This is a genomic window from Coprococcus phoceensis, assembly GCF_900104635.1.
GTDB lineage: Bacteria > Bacillota > Clostridia > Lachnospirales > Lachnospiraceae > Faecalimonas > Faecalimonas phoceensis.
Genome location: NZ_FNWC01000007.1, coordinates 482,327 through 500,770, shown reverse-complemented (window position 1 = coordinate 500,770; position 18,444 = coordinate 482,327). Strand labels below are relative to the sequence as shown.

The 18,444-nt window shown below is 38.9% G+C and carries 18 protein-coding genes and 1 other annotated feature; of the genes, 3 read left to right on the top strand and 15 right to left on the bottom strand.

All coding sequences use genetic code 11. The features are described 5' to 3' along the window. Positions 1-10: 10 nt before the first annotated feature. The 5 genes from BQ5364_RS06040 to BQ5364_RS06025 all read right to left on the bottom strand — a co-directional run bounded on the left by BQ5364_RS06040 (position 11) and on the right by BQ5364_RS06025 (position 3,948). Entirely contained in the window at positions 11-2,395 is a 2,385-nt protein-coding gene (locus BQ5364_RS06040; protein WP_071143843.1) for a glycyl radical protein, read from the bottom strand. A 248-nt stretch (positions 2,396-2,643) separates the two neighbouring features. Continuing rightward, a complete protein-coding gene (locus BQ5364_RS17725) occupies positions 2,644-2,835 on the bottom strand; it encodes a helix-turn-helix transcriptional regulator (protein ID WP_235837197.1) in 192 nt (63 codons plus the stop codon). Then, entirely contained in the window at positions 2,787-3,434 is a 648-nt protein-coding gene (locus BQ5364_RS06035; RefSeq protein WP_071143842.1) for a Ycf46 family AAA ATPase, read from the bottom strand. The genes BQ5364_RS17725 and BQ5364_RS06035 overlap by 49 nt, the downstream gene beginning before the upstream one ends. 18 nt (positions 3,435-3,452) lie before the next feature. Continuing rightward, entirely contained in the window at positions 3,453-3,668 is a 216-nt protein-coding gene (locus BQ5364_RS06030; protein WP_071143841.1) for a hypothetical protein, read from the bottom strand. Next, entirely contained in the window at positions 3,640-3,948 is a 309-nt protein-coding gene (locus BQ5364_RS06025) for a hypothetical protein (RefSeq protein ID WP_071143840.1), read from the bottom strand. Before BQ5364_RS06025 ends, BQ5364_RS06030 begins: the two co-directional genes overlap by 29 nt. A 187-nt stretch (positions 3,949-4,135) precedes the next feature. Between BQ5364_RS06025 and BQ5364_RS06020 the strand changes: the two genes are divergently transcribed. Then, a complete protein-coding gene (locus BQ5364_RS06020; RefSeq protein WP_328585591.1) occupies positions 4,136-4,360 on the top strand; it encodes a helix-turn-helix domain-containing protein in 225 nt (74 codons plus the stop codon). A gap of 559 nt (positions 4,361-4,919) precedes the next feature. Here BQ5364_RS06020 and BQ5364_RS06015 read toward each other — a convergent pair. From BQ5364_RS06015 to BQ5364_RS06005, 4 genes are all read right to left on the bottom strand, one after another. Then, the gene (locus tag BQ5364_RS06015) at positions 4,920-6,158 is read right to left on the bottom strand and encodes a tyrosine-type recombinase/integrase (protein WP_005330087.1); all 1,239 of its coding nucleotides are present in this window, start codon (positions 6,156-6,158) and stop codon (positions 4,920-4,922) included. 105 nt (positions 6,159-6,263) lie between these two features. Beyond that, complete coding sequence (locus tag BQ5364_RS18835) at positions 6,264-6,443, bottom strand: helix-turn-helix domain-containing protein (RefSeq protein WP_080543107.1); 180 nt, start codon at positions 6,441-6,443, stop codon at positions 6,264-6,266. Between the two features lie 4 nt (positions 6,444-6,447). Beyond that, positions 6,448-7,557, bottom strand: a complete 1,110-nt coding sequence (locus BQ5364_RS06010) for a replication initiation factor domain-containing protein (RefSeq protein ID WP_006857463.1) — start codon at positions 7,555-7,557, stop codon at positions 6,448-6,450. Positions 7,558-7,615: 58 nt separating this feature from the next. Next, positions 7,616-7,945 (bottom strand): hypothetical protein, encoded by a 330-nt coding sequence (locus BQ5364_RS06005; RefSeq protein WP_005335695.1) that lies wholly within the window; start codon positions 7,943-7,945, stop codon positions 7,616-7,618. A 249-nt stretch (positions 7,946-8,194) separates the two neighbouring features. Here BQ5364_RS06005 and BQ5364_RS06000 point away from each other — a divergent pair, with 249 nt between their 5' ends. Further along, on the top strand, positions 8,195-8,878 hold the full coding sequence (locus BQ5364_RS06000; protein ID WP_071143839.1) for a helix-turn-helix domain-containing protein: 684 nt from the start codon (positions 8,195-8,197) through the stop codon (positions 8,876-8,878). A gap of 192 nt (positions 8,879-9,070) precedes the next feature. Here the strand turns inward: BQ5364_RS06000 and BQ5364_RS17385 are convergent, their stop codons facing one another. Together BQ5364_RS17385 and BQ5364_RS05995 are read right to left on the bottom strand one after the other, a co-directional pair. Continuing rightward, the gene (locus BQ5364_RS17385) at positions 9,071-9,217 is read right to left on the bottom strand and encodes a helix-turn-helix domain-containing protein (protein ID WP_331463050.1); all 147 of its coding nucleotides are present in this window, start codon (positions 9,215-9,217) and stop codon (positions 9,071-9,073) included. 85 nt (positions 9,218-9,302) lie between these two features. Further along, positions 9,303-10,682 (bottom strand): IS4 family transposase, encoded by a 1,380-nt coding sequence (locus BQ5364_RS05995; protein ID WP_071143765.1) that lies wholly within the window; start codon positions 10,680-10,682, stop codon positions 9,303-9,305. 348 nt (positions 10,683-11,030) lie between these two features. Between BQ5364_RS05995 and BQ5364_RS05990 the strand changes: the two genes are divergently transcribed. Then, positions 11,031-11,300, top strand: a complete 270-nt coding sequence (locus BQ5364_RS05990) for a hypothetical protein (protein ID WP_235837128.1) — start codon at positions 11,031-11,033, stop codon at positions 11,298-11,300. 54 nt (positions 11,301-11,354) lie between these two features. On the opposite strand, the gene BQ5364_RS05985 is transcribed toward BQ5364_RS05990, so the two are convergent. From BQ5364_RS05985 to BQ5364_RS05970, 4 genes are all read right to left on the bottom strand, one after another. Continuing rightward, a complete protein-coding gene (locus tag BQ5364_RS05985; RefSeq protein WP_044998044.1) occupies positions 11,355-11,819 on the bottom strand; it encodes a GNAT family N-acetyltransferase in 465 nt (154 codons plus the stop codon). A gap of 322 nt (positions 11,820-12,141) precedes the next feature. After that, positions 12,142-14,565, bottom strand: a complete 2,424-nt coding sequence (gene leuS, locus BQ5364_RS05980; RefSeq protein WP_004614008.1) for a leucine--tRNA ligase — start codon at positions 14,563-14,565, stop codon at positions 12,142-12,144. A gap of 75 nt (positions 14,566-14,640) precedes the next feature. After that, positions 14,641-14,983, bottom strand: a binding site (T-box leader). A 115-nt stretch (positions 14,984-15,098) separates the two neighbouring features. Further along, positions 15,099-16,142, bottom strand: coding sequence for a ribonucleotide-diphosphate reductase subunit beta (locus tag BQ5364_RS05975; protein ID WP_022250867.1), 1,044 nt, complete (start codon positions 16,140-16,142; stop codon positions 15,099-15,101). 27 nt (positions 16,143-16,169) lie between these two features. Beyond that, a complete protein-coding gene (locus tag BQ5364_RS05970) occupies positions 16,170-18,419 on the bottom strand; it encodes a ribonucleoside-diphosphate reductase subunit alpha (protein WP_136017797.1) in 2,250 nt (749 codons plus the stop codon). Between the last annotated feature and the right edge of the window lie 25 nt (positions 18,420-18,444).

Sequence of the window (18,444 nt, the reverse complement as noted above, 5' to 3'; positions counted from 1 at the left end):
TTACCTCCTGTTAACAGGTGCTACAGAAGTTGCTCTGTGCGGTTCTAGCAATAATCTCATCCTGCACTTCTCTTCCAAGCTCCGTAAAATATGCTGTATATCCAGCTACACGCACCAGCAGACCTTTGTAATTTTCCGGCTTTTTCTGTGCTGCAAGAAGTGTCTCTTTATCGATAACGTTGAACTGTACATGATATACATCCAACGTACACAAACTTCTCAACAGTGCCATCAGCTGCCGAATACCGTTTTCAGTCTTTACCATATCCGGTTCCAGTTTCATATTAAGCAATGTTCCCTGTGTATATCTTGAATGTGGAATACTTGCAACTGACTTAATTACCGCTGCCGGTCCTTCTACGTCTGTTCCTCCATTCGGACTGATACCATCTGCAAGTGGCATCCATGCTTTTCTTCCTGATGGCAGTGCTCCAACGTCCTGTCCAAATGGTGTATTACCGGATACTGGTAAGATACCAGGTGTCATCTGTCCAAATTTACTGTGATATTTTTCAATTTCATCTGCAATAAATGTAAGCATGTGGCTAGTAATATCATTTACATCATCGTCATCATTGCCATATTTATGACTTTCTTTACAAAGTTTCTGAATCTCTTCATATCCTTCAAAATCAGCATCAAGAGCTTTCACCATATCTTCCATGCTGACCAGCTTACGGTCATATACCAGATCACGGATTGCTTCCATACTGTTTATCAAATCCGCTACACCAATCAGAATGATACCATTACCGGTGTTGTATTTCGCTCCGCCCCACGCATAATCTTTGGCATTCTTCACACATTCGCGGAAGGATAAGGAAAGTGCCGGAACGATTCGATCCATGCAGATATCATCGATAATATGGCTTTCCTTTACACAGATACGTACAGAATACTTTAATTGCTCTTTTACTGCATTTTCAAAATCCTCATATGTCTCAAATGTAGTCGGATCTCCGGTCTCTGTTGCTACCTTTCTTCCTGTCTTACGGTTCACTCCATTCGTCAATGCGAACTCAATGATACCGCCCAGATTAATATCTGCAAATGCGGAATAGTGACGCAGTCTTCCGTCTAGATTTGTCTCTACACAGCCTGCCGGATTCCAGTCATATGCTTCCTTAAGTGGAATACCTTTATTCATCAACATACGTATTCCCACATCATCATTATAGAATGCCGGGAATCCGGTACCCAGGCTGATAACTTCTGCAACCTTCTTCAAAAACTTAGTCGGATTCTTAGCCATACTGTATCTTACACACATGTTTGGCTGATAGAGCTGCACATCCTGTGTAGCCTGTAACATCATATAAGAAATATCATTAACTGCATCTCTGCCCTCTGCATCGATGCCACCACAGCACAGTGTCTGGAACATTGGATATCCTGCTGAATATCTTGCTGTTGTTGCATCCTGGAATACACATGGTTCAGAGAACTTCACCCACAGACACTCCAGAAGCTCCTGTCCTTCATCCTCTGTGATTCTTCCACTTTCAATATCGACTTTGTAATATGGATAAAAATACTGATCCATTCTTCCCGGATTATATGCTGCTGCATTCTGCTCCATAAAAATCGAAATATGATAGAAGTAGAATGACTGAATTGCCTCCTGAAATGTCCTTGCCGGATATCTCGGTACATGATGGCAAGTCTCAGCAATCGTTAATAATTCAGCTTTTCTTTCTTCGTCTTTCTCCAGCTCTGCCAGACGTTCTGCTTCTTTCGCATATCTTTCAGCCATAATGCAGATGCCTTCTGCCGAAATCAGGAGTGCCTGAAGATAATTATCTTTATCAAATGCTCCCGGGTCTGTCAGGTCAAGCGCTTCTCGCTCTGCCTTGATTGTATTCATGATACTTTCAATACCTTCATCAATAATCTGCTTGTATCCGGCAGTCGTCTCGCCCCAGCCTCGTACAGCTTTCTTATCAATGTAGATCTGTCCACTGTCTCTTAATGCGCGTACATCATCTGGAATCTGTTTGAGCCATGCTTCATAAGTGGAACGCCCTTCCCAAAATGGTTTTACTACATCCAAGAACATCTGTCTGTCTTCCGGCTTTAAAATAAAAGGATCATATTTTCTTTCATTGATGGTATCCAGTTCTTTGTCCAAGATAGACCAGCAAGTATCTGCACTGAGAATACCGCCTCGCATCTTACTTCCGGCACACCCTACGATCAGCTCCTGATCCCATATCTTGATTGTTTTCTCCTGGCACTGTCTGCGAAAAGACTTTGCTTTCTGAATAGCCAATGGCTCTCCACCCGTCTCCCTGAAACTCTCCGTCAGAATTCTTGCATTTTCTAGATCCATTTCTGGGATTGTATTAACAACACGTTCTTTCATGAAATTTATTCTTGCTCTTTGTTTCTCATTCATGATATGACTCCTCCTTCACCATATTTATCTAGTAACTTTCGAACATATTCTCTTTACTTTCTGACAAGATTATAACGTTATATTTTTAACAATTCCATTACTTTAACAAAGAAAAATATTAATTTTTCCACAAAAAATTCCACAAAAAATGTGATAAAATCCAATTCCACAACACATTATTGCACAAAAAAAATAGAATGATACACTTACATTGTGTATCATTCTCTGAACGTTATCTCTTCACAACACTAAAAAATATGATTTCTGTATTGCTTAGGTGTCATTCCATTTTTCTTTTTAAATGCCTGTATAAAATAGCTGGAATCGTTAAATCCTACACGAAATGCTATATCTGTAATATCCAAATCTGTAGTCCGCAACAATTCCATGCCTACCATAACACGATACGAAGACAGATAATGCATTGGCGTTTCCTTAATGATATCCTTAAAACAGCGTCTGCACTCTTCAATGCTAATACTTGCTGATTCAGCAATCTCTTTAATCTTTCTATTGTTCCTTCATAGACACCACCCACACTGTTTTCTTCTATAAATTCCAATATTTCAGCTCGAATTTCTTCTTCTGATAAATATTCCTCTTCTAAAACCGTTATGTACTTTTCCAATTCCTTCGGAACTTTTAAGATAGAAGAAATGAAAATAAACACAGTATCCAATTCTCCTTCTGCAATCTTTAAACAGGCATTTTTGAACAATCCCACAATTCTTGCATCTTCCAAATAGTAATCAATGTTTTTGATAATGATAACTTTTTCCTGAAATTCCTGCTCCTTTACACCATTTTTGAGAAATTCTTCTAAAGTACAATTATCATCTAAAATCTCCTGTATTGAATGAATTTCTCTTTTTTCTATTTCCTTCCGATTTAGAAGTCCATACATCTGATTCCATTCCCATACTTTTCTTCTACCACTTGCTTTTAAAATACTTTCTTCTACTGCATTATCATCGTAGCTGTTCACATAAATAATCGGAACATTCGCATCAATATATGCTTTTAATTTTTCTCTCAACATATTTTCCTCCTGCTTTTTCTATTTTTGTACTATAGAGTTTACATTCGCCTGCATCATTTCTAAAAAATTCCAAGCGACTTCATTGATCACATCACGATGAAGAAGTTTCTTATCTTCATCATTCATATTGTATTCACCCGAAATTTTTATCTTTTGCTTATAAAAATTTTCCGCCTCTGTTTCTTCTATTTTAATCTCCGGAAAATCAATTCCAACCAGTTCTAAATCTTCCATTTCTTTCGTGATAACAAAATGCTCCGAAAGTAAATATATCAGATTCAGAATAAATATCAGAGTCTTCAGACACCATATTCATGATTGTTACTGTTGAAGAAGACACTCCATTTAATGCTTCTGCTGCTTTTGGACTATATATATCATCTTGGTCTTTTCTAATCAAATATCTTATATAATTCGTTTTATCTAAATTCCTCCGCTTCAGTTGCATTTCTAAAAGCTTATAATCCTCTGGTGATAATTCTACATATAGTGCTTTCTTTTTTTCATTTTTCATAATGATTGCTCCTTTTTAAACAGTTTTCACCCAATATGGCAAAAGTCTATGCCATATTGAATGATTGATTTTAAAAGCTTATCCAAGCTCTCATTACTTCTTTGTTAGTTATCTTTTCTTTTTAATTTTTATCTACTCCCCTTATACACGTCTTCTTATTATTTAATTCATATAAGCAGATAAACATATGATTAATGTTGATAAAAGAAAGGGGATTACTTTAATGAATACAGAGACCTATGAAGACTTAATAACAATCGAAGAGCTTTGCGAAATCCTATCAATCGGAAAAAACACTGCCTACCGATTACTAAACACAAAAGAAATTTCTGCTTTCCGCATCGGACGTATTTGGAAAATCCCAAGAGCATCTGTTTCCTCTTATATAAAATTCCATACCACTTTACTATAAGACAACCGGACTGATTACTCAGTCCGGCATTTATTATGTAGCATGAATAAAAATACATTATTACAACATTCTTTTGACGAAGATTTAGATTAAAAATTTGACGAAGATTACGAAAATAAACTAGGTTTATAAGTTGCGTATATATTTGTATGATAAGTCGCTTACTTTTTATTAAAAAGCATGCAGAATTTGCGTTAAGATGTTCGTACAGAACTTTGACGAAAATCATGACGAAGATTTTACGAAAATCGGTACAATAACATGCGCCAATTTGCAACAGCTTACAAGAAGTGCCTTTGACGTGAAAAGCCCCAGAAACACTAGGTTTTCTGGGGTTTTAATAAGCTTTATTAAGTTATGATAACTTGTTCGATTTAGGAATTAGTTTCCCATCTGTTTTGCCAACTTTTATTTACTGTTTTCTCAAATGCCCATTTTATAAGGCTTTCTACGCTTTCCTCAATTCTGCTCTTCCATTTTACCCAATTTCCCTTTGGGTAGAAACTTTTCATTCCCGTTGAAAGCAAATTTCTCTTATTTTGCTATGTTGGGTACTCTTTTATGCACACTGGGTAGAGTTTTTATTTTTCTGAACTTTCTGTTTTTCACTCACGCTACCAAACTTTGCTATTTCTTCTTCAAATTTTGTTTCTGTCACATGAGTATATATGTCAATCGTTGTACTGTAATGCTGATGTCCCATTAGCATTTGCACTACTTTAGCGTCCATTCCTTTTTCAAAGCACCTGCTACAAAATGTATGTCGGATTGCATGAGGATAAAGGTCTTTAAATTCTATCGGCTCTCTGTTTTCCTTTACCGCTTCTATTGCTTCTTGAAAATTGATTGCTTTTACTACTTTCTTAATTTCTTTTTCTGCTACATTCCGAATAACTGGACTTCCTAAAGAAGTGGTAAACACCAAGTTATCAAATTCTCCACTTGAACGCCAACGATTTCCATAGGCTTTTTTCTGCCTGTTCTGTTTTTCTTTTTGAGATAACAGAATTTCTTCTGTTTCTGCCATAAACGGAATACTTCTGTATGAATTATGTGTTTTAGGCTTTGTTAGTCGCATAGTCTTTACTCCATTTTCATATTGACAGGATAAAGACCTTTGAATGTTAATACATTTCTTATTCCAGTCTATATCTTCCCATTTCAGACCACCGACTTCCCCAATTCGCATACCCGTCAGAAACATAATGTAAAACATCTCTTTATACCAGTTATGCTCTACTTCCTGCAAAAACCTTGTTTGCTCTGCCATTGATAAGAAACGTCTTTCTGCTGTTTTATTTTCCCAAGGTACATTGATTTCAAAACATGGATTGATGTCTATAATACGATTATTCTTTGCAGACTCCAAACACTCCCGAACTCTGCCTAAAGCATCTCGCATACTGGAAGACGCTCTCCCCTGCTTATTCATATCGTTAATGACACGTTGAATATCCAAGTTCCGTATATCTGTCACTTTCATATTCCCTATTGCTTTTCCAAATGTATTATAATATTTGCTACGCATAGGAAACACGCTTGTTTCCTTGATATTAGGAATTTTATAATTTGCAAACCATTCCTCAAACCATTCATTCAGCGTTATTTTCTGACGTTTCATATCAATATTATTTCTTGCTTCTTCTTTTGCCTTTTCAAACAATATTTTTAATTTCTTCAAATCAACATCATACAAGTTAATGTCTATTCCGTTTATCTTTGCTCTTGCTTCGTATCTACCGTCCTTTCTTTGACGTAAACCTGTTCCTAATTCTTTTCCTTTTAAATCTTTACCCATAATCTCTACCCTTTCTATCAATCAAATATTTTGATAAATAAAAAGGGAACTTCTGTGATTTTAACCATATACTACTATAAGTTCGCCTCCTTTTCAATCAGAACTTCAATAACTTTTTGCTTGTTGCTCTAGCCATGTGTCTAATAATCTTCTGTTCGCATACCACCGATACCCAATCTTCATGGAAAACGGACAGTTTCTACTTTTCAAGAGTTCTCTTGTCTTTGTTTCTCCAAGTCCAAGATACTCACTTACTTCCTTTAAATTTAATAATGCTTTTTCTATACGATTATCCCCTTTCCTCTAATCTTCTTGCTTTTATGTAATCATCATACAACTGTTTCTGTGTGATATTCATTTCTCCATTTGCTACAAGATTACCGATATAATCCCTTTTCTCTATCTTTCCAACCTCTGCAAACAGTTTCAAAGACGGAGCAACATACTTTTCTAACCATTCCCACACCTTTTGTAAACTTTTCTTCTGTGGTTGCATGGTAAGTTTAACCTTACCTATATCTTTCATCAGTTCCGCCCACGCTTGATAGGTTGGGTAAAGCCTTTTTCGTGTTGTCATGCTGTCTGTCGGCTTTTCTAAAAATCGTATTTTGCTGTTCAATACTTCCATTGCCAGTCCTGCCACATCTCTATATCTCAATAATTCCTGTACTACGCTAACTGCCATTTCCTGCCGAAATCTCAACTCATATCTATTCCAATTTTCGTCTAATTCTGTTCCATATTTTTTATTCTGTTCATATCCTTTTTCATAAAATACCAATCTCAAATTGCTGGCTGAACTGCCGAGATAAAGACTACCACCTTTACTCTGAAACACTTCTTCTTTCAGTTCTCCCGAGTCGTGAAAATCTATCTCCCTTAGTTTTGTGGAAAGCAATCCCTCTTTTGTCCGTACAATCAAATCGGGAATACTCAAATAAGGTTTTCTATCATCTATCGCCAAATCAATCCGAGGAACATTGATATGATACTGGCAAACTCTGTTCAAGAAATCAAACCATGTTTCCTCATTGAGTTGTAAAAAATTCTCATAGTTGCGACAGCCTTTCCCACTCATCAAAATCTGAAAGCCTTGATACTGTGCATTTCCTGTCGGCTTTAGCACCTTGATATTATCGAAGATTGCCACAACCTCATGTCCTGCAATCCCCTTTTCATAACCCGTTACGGTCATAAGTTCCAAAGGTATTCTCAGTACATCTTCTATAACTGCTTCTAACGGAACTTCCTTAATCGTTATCTGACACCAGTCTATCAAGGCACTTAATGCTTCTTTCTGTCGTATTACTCCCCTGTTAGTGTAGGGGAGTTCTGGAAGAAAACTTCCGCTTCTTTCTTCCAAATTTACCATACCTCCTATCTGCAATGGCGTTGCCATTGCCCTGCCCTCAACCTGCCGTTTGGTACGTCAGAACGAGGACAGGAACTTTGACCGCCTACATATTTTTGTTTGCAACAGGGCGGATACCCTTACAGGTAATCTTCTCCACTAATACAGGAAAGTTTCCTCTCTGCACATAAGGGGCATATACTGGTTCTTCCAGTTCCACCACCGCATAAGGCTCAATCTTCGGAAGTTCCGTTGCTTCCAAGCGAATATCCACGCTGTTCCCAAGCTTCATGCTTCCAAGATGAAGTTTTAAGGCTTCCACTTCCTCTGTTTTCTTCTTACTGTCTTTATCATAGCGGTAACAGTTATCCGCACCCATGAAACGAAGTTCTCCAAATGCTTCTTTTACCTGTTCTTTTGTCAATGTAATCTGCATACACGTTCCTTTCTCCCCGTTGAACCGATAGGTCAGTTTCTCATATTTTCAATTTCTTATTACGACGTCGTTTGTGGTTCAGTTATTTCTGAACTTAATTGTATATTAGCACAGACATATTTGTTTTGCAATAGGAAGTTTAGTTTTTTATAAACTTTTTATTTTCTTTTTTCTGAACTTGTGGTATAGTGTCCTTAGACGATAAGATATGAAAAGTTATAACGAGATATGGAAAGAGAGGGTTTTCAGATGAATACAATCGCAGAACGGATTAAATTTGCCATGAAAGCAAAAAATAAAAAACAAGTAGATATAGTCAAAGATACAGGTATCAGCAAAGGGGCGTTTAGTTCCTATCTTTCGGGACAATACAACCCCAAAGCCGATAAAATGGAACTGATCGCCGACTCCTTAGATGTAGATTTGCGTTGGCTTTACGGACAAAATGTGCCTATGGAACATACAAGTCAAAACGATAACGCCCTGCAATATGTCTTTTATAACAACTCCTGCTCTGAGTATCTTCTTGATGATTTAGATGATATATATATCGCCATGATGACACAATATGCCGCCCTCATTCCACGCTTTTATGTCCTTGTCAATCGTGCTGGAAATGCAATGCACATACTGCCACTATTTTTGAAAGAGGATAGTTCCCAATTCTATGAATGCCCGTCTGATTTCTTTTATTCCGACAGGCATACAATTTTTACAAGAGATTTTGAAAGCATTCACATGGTATTAACAACCGCCACGATTTACTATTATGGAATTGATACAGCAACCTATGAACCGAAAGTTACCATGCTCTCCTACTCACAGACTGACGACTGCTTTCATATCGACAACGGAATACAAGACGGTCACATAAAAGCATTTGAAAAGGAACTGGAGAAAGAAACACTTTACTTAAAACATAACGCCCAGTAACAAACAAGAGGACTTGCAAGGTTTCTGACCTTTCAAGTCCTCTGCTGTATCATGGTGCTGTTGGCTGTGTCCGTTCCGTCAAGGACTGCCCTACGGCGTATCGGCTTCGCCTTGTTCCTTGACCTCACTACGTTTTCTTTTTTTCTTGCCACAACAAAAGCCTGCACGAATTTTCTTCAATCCGACAGGCTCTCATTCTTTCACATACTCTATCAATTCTTCTATTCCACAATCCAAGTAACTGCACAGTTTACAAATTAGTTGTGCGTCTAATCTCTGAAATTCATTTCTGCAATAACGATTAAAGTTAGACCTCGGTATATCCAATTCCTTACAAATGGTATTCTTACTAACTAAGACTTCCCATACCCCAAATGGGACTTGTTCCTTGAAAATTCAATATTTCAGCTAACAAAATAGCGATTTATGCCACAGTAGCCAGTGGATGGAGTGCATTACGCAGATATTCCGGCAGTCTGGACTCAAAATCAGCAGTAAATCTAGCCAACTGTTCGTCACTAAGCTTCAGAAGTTCCTGAAGGCTTGCCATGAAAGCATCCATCAGGATGCTAAGTGAACGGTAGAAAGTGATATCTGCCATTTCATCTACCAGAAAAAAGAACAGTTCCCCTAGGGTTCGTTGATCTTCATTCTGTCTCTGCTCCATTGCAAGTAACATGTATCTGGTAAACACGATTGCTACGTGAGCAGTCAGTGCATCATAAGATAAGCTATGACATTCACCAATCAGATTCAGCATAGACTTGCAGGTCTTGAAAAAGACCTCGATTTTCCAGCGTTTGCCATAGATGCGGATGATTTCTTCTTCGGAGAGCGATGTATCTGTGCATATGAAAGCAAGCCAATCCTTACGATTGGCCTTGTTTCTTACGCAAACGATTTTTGCTGGAATGGGATTCTCTTTCCCTACCATCACATCAACAGAAAGAAGATACCTGGAACGGCCACGACGTTTCTTGTTCCTGGAATATATTTCCTTGATATTAAGCTGGTCCTCACCATAAGTGTACTTGATGCGGCTGCTTTTCTTGATCATGGCAATGACATCCATTCCTCTAGACTTAAGCGCAGTTATCTGTGCAGGATTGGAAAACCAGGAATCAAAAAGCACATATTCTGCAGAAAGCCCCGCAGATACAGCGGTATCAAGGAGTGTAAGCATTGCCTCCGGAGCTTTTGTCTGTGCAAGCTTACGACGCTTTCCGGCAAGAGTTCTCTTATCAAATGCCTTCACAGGGCCGATGATGTTCGACTCTTTGGATGAAGCCAGGAGACAGCTGTTTACAGGAATCAGCGTATTCCCATCGCTCCAGCTTACGGTCAGCATACGGAAGCCTTTCTTGTAGTTCATTCCCGTATGATCAAAGACTTTAGATCCCAGTTCTGTCTTTTTGCAGCTTGTACGATGGAACAGACTGTCGTCGATGATAAACACGTTCTTACGGGAGTCATCAGTAAGGTGCTTTAGATCATTCTTCACGATGTCAGCAGCAAGAAGTGATGTAAAACGGAGCCAGTTGGTTTTCGTAGAATTCAGAAAACGATAGAAGGTGTTCTTGGAAAACGCTTCTTTGAAGGAACCTGTTTTCTGTTGCATATACATACTTCTTCCAGTGAAAATGTTCCCCATCTTATACTTAAGCAGAGAAACAGAGGAAACGCCTTTCTCTTTGGTGCCGTTGCATTGCTTCAACAACCTGCCAACGTGATGCTTGATAAAAAACTTCTGGACACAATCAAGTAATGCTACCTCATTGCTATTGTTCTGTGATATACTGGACATGGCATAAATCCCCTTTTCTATTTTGGTTTTTCGACAATTCTATTATACCAAAGGAACGTATTTATGCCTTTTTAATTGGCTGAAATATTGAATTTTCAAGGTTAATCACACCTTATTGGTGTGGGAAGTTTGAGTTACTAATTCCTTTTTCTTTCAGCAGTTCCTCTATGTGAAGTTCCAAATGTCCATACTTCATTGCCTCACCTCTACATAAAAGTATATTCAATAAATCTTTATGTAGTAATTCACTATATAGTGAGGTACTATATAGTTATCCCTATAACTATGTAGAAACAGAGGTATGTCAAAATGAAAAAGAAATTGTTATTTGCCACTATTATTCTAGTCTTGCTTGCAGGTGTTCTCTATTACATTAGCTTGCCCGATTATCTTGTATTTAACAGTATGTCATTCAGCAATGGGGCTAATCGTGATACCGAATTGCAAGTTATCGTATATCAATACTGGAATATTGATGAAGTGGTAGCGGAAATCAAAGCAGAACATAATCAAATCAACGGAACTCCTACTACGCTTACAATCAATCTACACCGTTCTAAATGGTCTTTTCACAATGGATATGAACCATTTTATACCACTACTATCAATTATGATTGAAGAGGAAAAGCAGACAGTCCTATCAAAAAACTGTCTGCTACAAGCTGAAAGTTGTCACTCTGGTAATTCCATTTCATTATTCATTTTTATAAATCCGTATTTTTCATATAATGGTCGCCCCATATCTGTCGCTTCTAATGAAATAGAAAAGATGCCTTTGCTCTTACTGTCTTTAATCAGCATATCTAATGTTTTATAGGCAATCCCTTTTCTTCTGTACTTAGGATTAGTATACATATTCATTATGTACGCCTTTTTTCCGCTCGGATTATGATAGGTCGGCATCACTTGAAAAAAACTAACACCACCAGTTCCAATACAACAACTTCCATTAAAGACCAAATACGCAATATGAGAGCCATCGCAAAGAGCTTTTTGATAATAGCTATAAGATTGCCTTTCTACTTCACCCATATCAGTATCAACGCAAAGTTTATTAGCGGCTTTTAATACCTCTATTCTTGTTTTTACCAATATATCTATATCTTCAAGCGTCGCTCTTTTATATGTTAAGTTCATCTTATATTCTCTCCTACAACTTAAAATTTGTTTATTTCTCATAATATCATACTTTGTAATTATTTACACCATTATAATCAAAAAAATAACGCAGACAATATCTCTACTATCTGCGTCATTCCTTTCATATCTTCTTGAAATATTTACTCCATTTTCTTTCAACTTTTACTCCAAATTTACTCCATTTTAAAAATCTGTTACGATATTTTGCGGTATTCTACGATACCTTTTCTTTGAAGAAAAATGTCTGCAAACCTTGATTTTCAGCGAACTTTTCAATATTTCCAAGCACTTTATTCTGTTGTGAGATTTTCTTCTCAAATTATTTCTGCACAATATTTATGATTCTTCCCGGAACGTAAATTTCTTTTACGATTGTTCCTGTCAGTTTATCTGCAACTGCTTCTTTACCAGCTTTAATCGCATCTTCTTTTGATACGTCTGCCGGAACTGTCACAACTGCTCTTGTTTTTCCGTTAATCTGAACAGCAACTTCGATTTCATCATCTTTCATTGCATCTTCATCGTATGTCGGCCATCCTGCATTGAATACAGTTCCTTCGTGACCTAACTGCTGCCATAATTCTTCTGCCATATGTGGTGCAAATGGTGCCAACAATACAGCAAATGTGCTCAATGTTTCTTTATCGATTCCGCCTTCTTTTTTCGCGATATCGATTAATTTATTGTTGTATTCCATGAAACCGGAAATAACCGTATTTAAGCTGAAACTTTCAAGACGCGTTGTGATATCGTATACCATTTTGTTACGAATCTTGATCATCTCTTTTGTCGCTTTTACATCTGCATCTTTGCTGTCCATAACAAGATTCCATACACGGTTCAAGAAACGGTATACACCGTCGATTCCGCGGTCATCCCATTCTGCATCTAATTCCGGTGGACCTACAAATAATTCGTACATTCTAAGTGAATCACATCCGTAATCTCTTACCAAATCATCCGGTGATACTACATTTCCTTTTGATTTACTCATCTTGATACCATTTTTACCAGTAATCATACCTTGGTTAAATAATTTCTTAAATGGCTCGTCAAAATCGACTGCTCCGATATCGTATAAGAATTTTGTATAGAAACGAGAGTACAACAGGTGAAGAACAGCATGCTCCACACCACCGATGTACATGTCTACCGGAAGCATCTCATCTGCTTTTTCTTTGGAAACCAATGCTTCTGAGTTATGGTTATCTACATAGCGCAAGAAATACCATGAAGACCCTGCCCACTGAGGCATTGTGTTCGTCTCACGTTTTGCCGGCTTTCCACAAACCGGACAAGTTGTATTTACCCAGCTTTCGATTCCCGCAAGTGGAGATTCTCCTGTTCCTGTCGGTTCATAAGAATCTACTTCCGGCAACGTCAATGGAAGCTGATCTTCCGGTACCGGAACTGCTCCACAATCCGGACAATGTACAATCGGGATTGGCTCTCCCCAGTAACGCTGGCGCGAGAATACCCAGTCACGTAATTTGTAATTCACTGTCGCTTTACCGATTCCACGCTCTTCAATGATATGTGGAGCTTCTTTTTTCAGAACTGCAGATTCCATTCCGTTCCATTCTCCGGAATTAATCATTGTTCCGGAAGCCTCTGTGTAAGCTTCTGTCATATTTTCGATTTCTTTTCCGTCTTTTGCAATTACCTGAATAATTGGAATATTGAATTTTGTTGCAAATTCGAAATCACGATCATCGTGAGCCGGTACACACATAATAGCGCCTGTACCGTAATCAGCCAATACATAATCGGATAACCAAATTGGTGTCTTTGCTCCACTAATTGGGTTGATTGCATAAGAACCTGTGAATACACCTGTTTTTTCTTTATCCTGAAGACGATCTACATTTGATTTCATAGAAGCTTCATAAATATATTTTTCTACTGCTTCTCTTGTCTCATCTGTTGCAAGGCTTGCTGCCAAAGCGTGTTCCGGTGCAAGTACCATAAATGTTGCTCCGTGCAGTGTATCCGGTCTTGTTGTGTAAACTGTAATTTTTTCGTCTTTTCCTTCTACCTGAAAATCAACTTCTGCACCGAATGATTTTCCAATCCATTCTGCCTGCATTTTCTTAACTTTTTCCGGCCAGTCTAATTTATCAAGGTCCGCTAAAAGACGTTCCGCATATTTTGTGATACGGAGCATCCACTGACGTAAGTTTTTCTTTGTCACTTCTGTTCCGCAGCGCTCACATTTTCCGTTCACTACCTCTTCATTTGCAAGTCCTGTCTTACATGAAGGACACCAGTTGATCGGGAACTCTTTTTCGTAAGCTAATCCTTCTTTGAACATTTTTACAAAAATCCACTGTGTCCATTTGTAGAACTCAGGATCTGTTGTATTTACTTCCATATCCCAATCGTAAAGTGCTGCGATTTCGTTGATCTGACGTTTGATGTTCTTTACGTTTTCCGCTGTAGAAACTGCCGGGTGAACACCCATCTTAATTGCATAGTTCTCTGCCGGAAGTCCGAATGCATCCCATCCCATCGGATGTACGATATAGTATTTCTGCAATAATTTGTAACGGCTCCACACATCAGAGATTACATAACCTCTCCAGTGTCCTACGTGAAGACCATTTCCTGACGGATATGGAAACATATCCAGACAATAATACTTCTCTCTTTTCCCATTTTCATCTGATTTAACATTTACCGGGTTCTTTTCCCAGTTCTCACGCCATTTTTTCTCAATGGCTTTGTGGTTATAAGGTGTTGCCATTATTTTTCCCCTTTCTGCTTATAATTCTTGGTGAGGTTCTTTCGAACCTAGAATTAAACAAAGCCTTCTCATCTCAAAAGAGACGAAAAGGCTTGAATTTCCGTGGTACCACTCTCATTCATTCCGCATCCTGCGAAATGCACTCATTGCTTCTGTAACGGGAAGTCCCGCTTCTGCCTATGTTACTTGACGAGGTCTTTTCGAGTCTAGTAACAAGGTACAACTCATCGGCTTGGTGAGGTTCTTTCGAACCTAGCGATGTAGTTGTTTCTATTCCTGTTACTTGACGAAATTTTTTTCATCAGTCATTTCAGCAAAAGAACTCCGAGGCGAGTTGGGAGATTACGCTGCTGTCTTGCACCATCCGACAGCTCTCTGAAAACGATAGGCTCTTAATACTCCTCATCTATGTTTTTTGATATTATTTAATTGATTGAATTTAATCTCTTGTATTGTACCATACTAAAATATTTTGTCAAGAATTGAACCATGTTTTTCTGAAAATTGAAAATATACCAATTTGTGAACTGTTACTATAAATCATCCACCAACGCACTGCTTTTTGCATACGCGGTACTTCTCGCCTCAAAGAAATCTGTCTTAATTGCATTTGCATTTGAATACTGGCTCACCCAACGCATACTCTCCGGCTCTGTCTCATGCCCTTCATAAATTGGTGCAAACCCGAGGTTTGTGCATCGCAAATTTCCAAGATACTGCACGTAATCCGTGATCATTTCCCTATTCAGTCCTTGCACATCATCTCCGATTACGTAATGTCCCCACTTGATTTCCTGCTCGCAGCCCTCTTTGATCATACTGCGGTATTCGTCTATATATTGCTCGGTAAATAGATCCGGTTGTTCTTTCTTCAGTTCAATTAAAATATTGCGAAACAACCACAAATGAGTGTTTTCATCCCGATTGATATAGCGAATCTCCTGTACCGAACCCGGCATAAGCTGGTTTCTCCCAAGATTATAGAAGAACATAAATCCGCTGTAAAAATAGATCCCTTCTAAAATATAGTTTGCCACAATCGTCTTCACCAGCATTTCCATGCTCTTTTCTGTCTGAAATGCATTATAAAGATTTCCGATAAATTCATTTCTCGCAAGCAAATGTTCATCTTCCTTCCACTGATACAAAACCTCGTTTCGCTCCTGCGGCTCGCAGATGGTATCCAGCATGTAGCTGTAACTTTGGCTGTGCACCGCCTCCTGAAATGCCTGAATAGACAGACATAGATTGACCTCATTTGCCGTGATATACTCGCTGATCCCCGGAAGATTTGCCGTCTGGATACTATCAAGAAAAATGAGAAATGACAGAATTTTATCGTATGCCCGTTTTTCTGCTTTCGGAAGATTTCGATAATCTTTAATATCCACTCCCAGATTAATTTCCTCCGGAATCCAGAAATTATTCATCGCCTGGCGATACCAGCCGCTCACCCATGTGTATTTCATATTGTTAAAATCATTGAGATTTGTTGTGTTTCCACCAATCATTTTCCGCTTCTGAACCTGTATATCTCCGTTCGGATTAAAAAGCGGTCTTTTCTTTAATTGTTCCATTATTCCATCCCTTTCTGTTGCCATTTACTAAGAAGAGCAGACTTCACATTCCTCCACTTCCAAACTTTTTGAACGTATATAATAAATCGTTTTCACACCTTCTTCCCACGCAAGAATATAAAGATCCAACACTTTTCGGAACGTATACTCGTTCGTAATATAAAGATTCATGCTCTGTGCCTGATCGATATGACGCTGACGCACTCCACAGGCGCGCACGGACCACTTCTGATCGATGTAGTGTGCATTTTTGTAATACCAGAACGTCTCCATAGAAAGCTCCGGTGCAACACGCGGCATCAATCCATTTTTCTTTTCTTCGAGGAAATACCGATTCATGATCGGGTCAAGTCCTGCACTCGTTCCGGCGATAATGCTTGTACTGCTCGTCGGCGCTATCGCTAAAAGGTAAGCATTTCGGAGTCCCTGCTGTTTCACTTTTTCCCGAAGCTGATTCCATTTTTCTGTCTTCAAATGTCGTTTATCAAAATATTTTCCTGTCTGCCAATCGCTTCCCTCAAAATATGTGTAACTTCCCTTTTCTTTCGCAATCTCGCTGCTCGCCTCAATCGCAGCATAATGGATTTTAGAAAATACGTCCCCGACAAATTGTAAATGCTGCTCGCTCTCCCATGAAATTCCCTGTTTTGCAAGCATATGGTGATACCCACTCACACCCAGTCCGATCGGGCGATATTTCTCATTATTGATTTTCGCATATGGAACAGGAAAGAAATTCAGATCAATGACATTGTCAAGCGCCCGCACCGCACATTTTGTAATATCCGCAATCTCTTCCCCGTCTTCCACGTTCAGATGTCCCAGAGACAGGCTCGCCAGATTACATACAACAAACTCGCCCGGTTTTGTGACCGTGACAACCACTGTTTCTCCATTCACCGTTTCCACTCGCTCTTCCACTTCTTCGATTCCGCTCATATTCTGCGCAATCTCCGTACAAAGATTACTGCAATAAATCATGCCTTTATGTCCATTTGGATTCATGCGGTTGACATGATCCCGATTAAATGTAAACGGTGTTCCGGTCTCCACTGCGCTTTTGATAATCAGCCGGATAATGTCTTTAATCGGAACGACTCTCTTTTTAATCTGATCATCCTGCACACAGTCCAAATATTTTTCTTTCCACGCTTCTCCATAACAGTCTTCCAGCGCATAGCCCTTCACCGTCAAAATCTCGTGAGGACACATCAGATACCAGTCTCCCTCGATATTGTCTCTTGCCTGCTCCCAAAAATAATCCGGGTAGCAGACCGCCGGGAACACATCATGCGCCTTCATCCGGTCATCCCCATTATTTGTTCGCAAATTCAAAAACTCCGGCAGATCTCTGTGCCACACATCAAGATAAACTGCAACTGCCCCTTGGCGCACACCAAGCTGATCAACTGCGACCGCCGTGTCGTTTGCAAGACGAATCCAACGTATCACACCTCCTGCTGCCCCCTCAAATCCTCGGATAGCGCTTCCGCTTGCCCGCACTTTTCCAAAATACATTCCCATTCCTCCACCAAATTTACTTACTTTGGCAAAATTATCGATACTTCGGTAAATTCCATTTAAACTATCCGGAACAATATCGATGAAGCAGGAAGAAAGTTGGTGATACGGCTTTCTTGCATTCGATAACGTCGGTGTCGCCATCGTCACTTGAAGTTTACTGAGCATATCGTAAAAGCGTTTTACCCAAGGCGCCCTGTCTTTCTGCTCTTTCATCGCCAAATGCATGGCAATTCCAAGAAACATCTCCTGCGGGCTTTCCAGCGCCACACCTTGTCCGGTGTGGATCACATAACGGTTGAGCAGCAATTCCAATCCCGAATACGTAAATAAATCATTTCTTTCAGGAGCTAAAAATGTCTCAAATTCATCGATTTCCTCTTTCGTATAATTCTCCAAAATATACTGTCCATATAGCCCCCGCCCTGTCAGATATACAATTTTTTCATACAGTGTTGTAATCTGACATGATTCTTCCGCTTTCCTCAGTTCTCTTTCAAAAGTAAACAACAACAGCCTCGCTGCAATCATCTCCCATTTTGGGGCTTCCTGTGTAGTCAACTCCACAGCCGCCTTGATCAAAAGTTGCAGATTTTCTTCTATTGAGAGTTCCGGTTTCTGAAATGTCAGAAATTTATCTTCCAATATTCCCAGATAATATATATCTTCCGGGAAATCTTTCTGAATCGCTTCCATATAAGAGGCAATTTCTGTAAACTTTTCAAACGTCTCTATCATCTTTTTTCTATTTCCCATATTTTTACCTCATTACTATTTATAG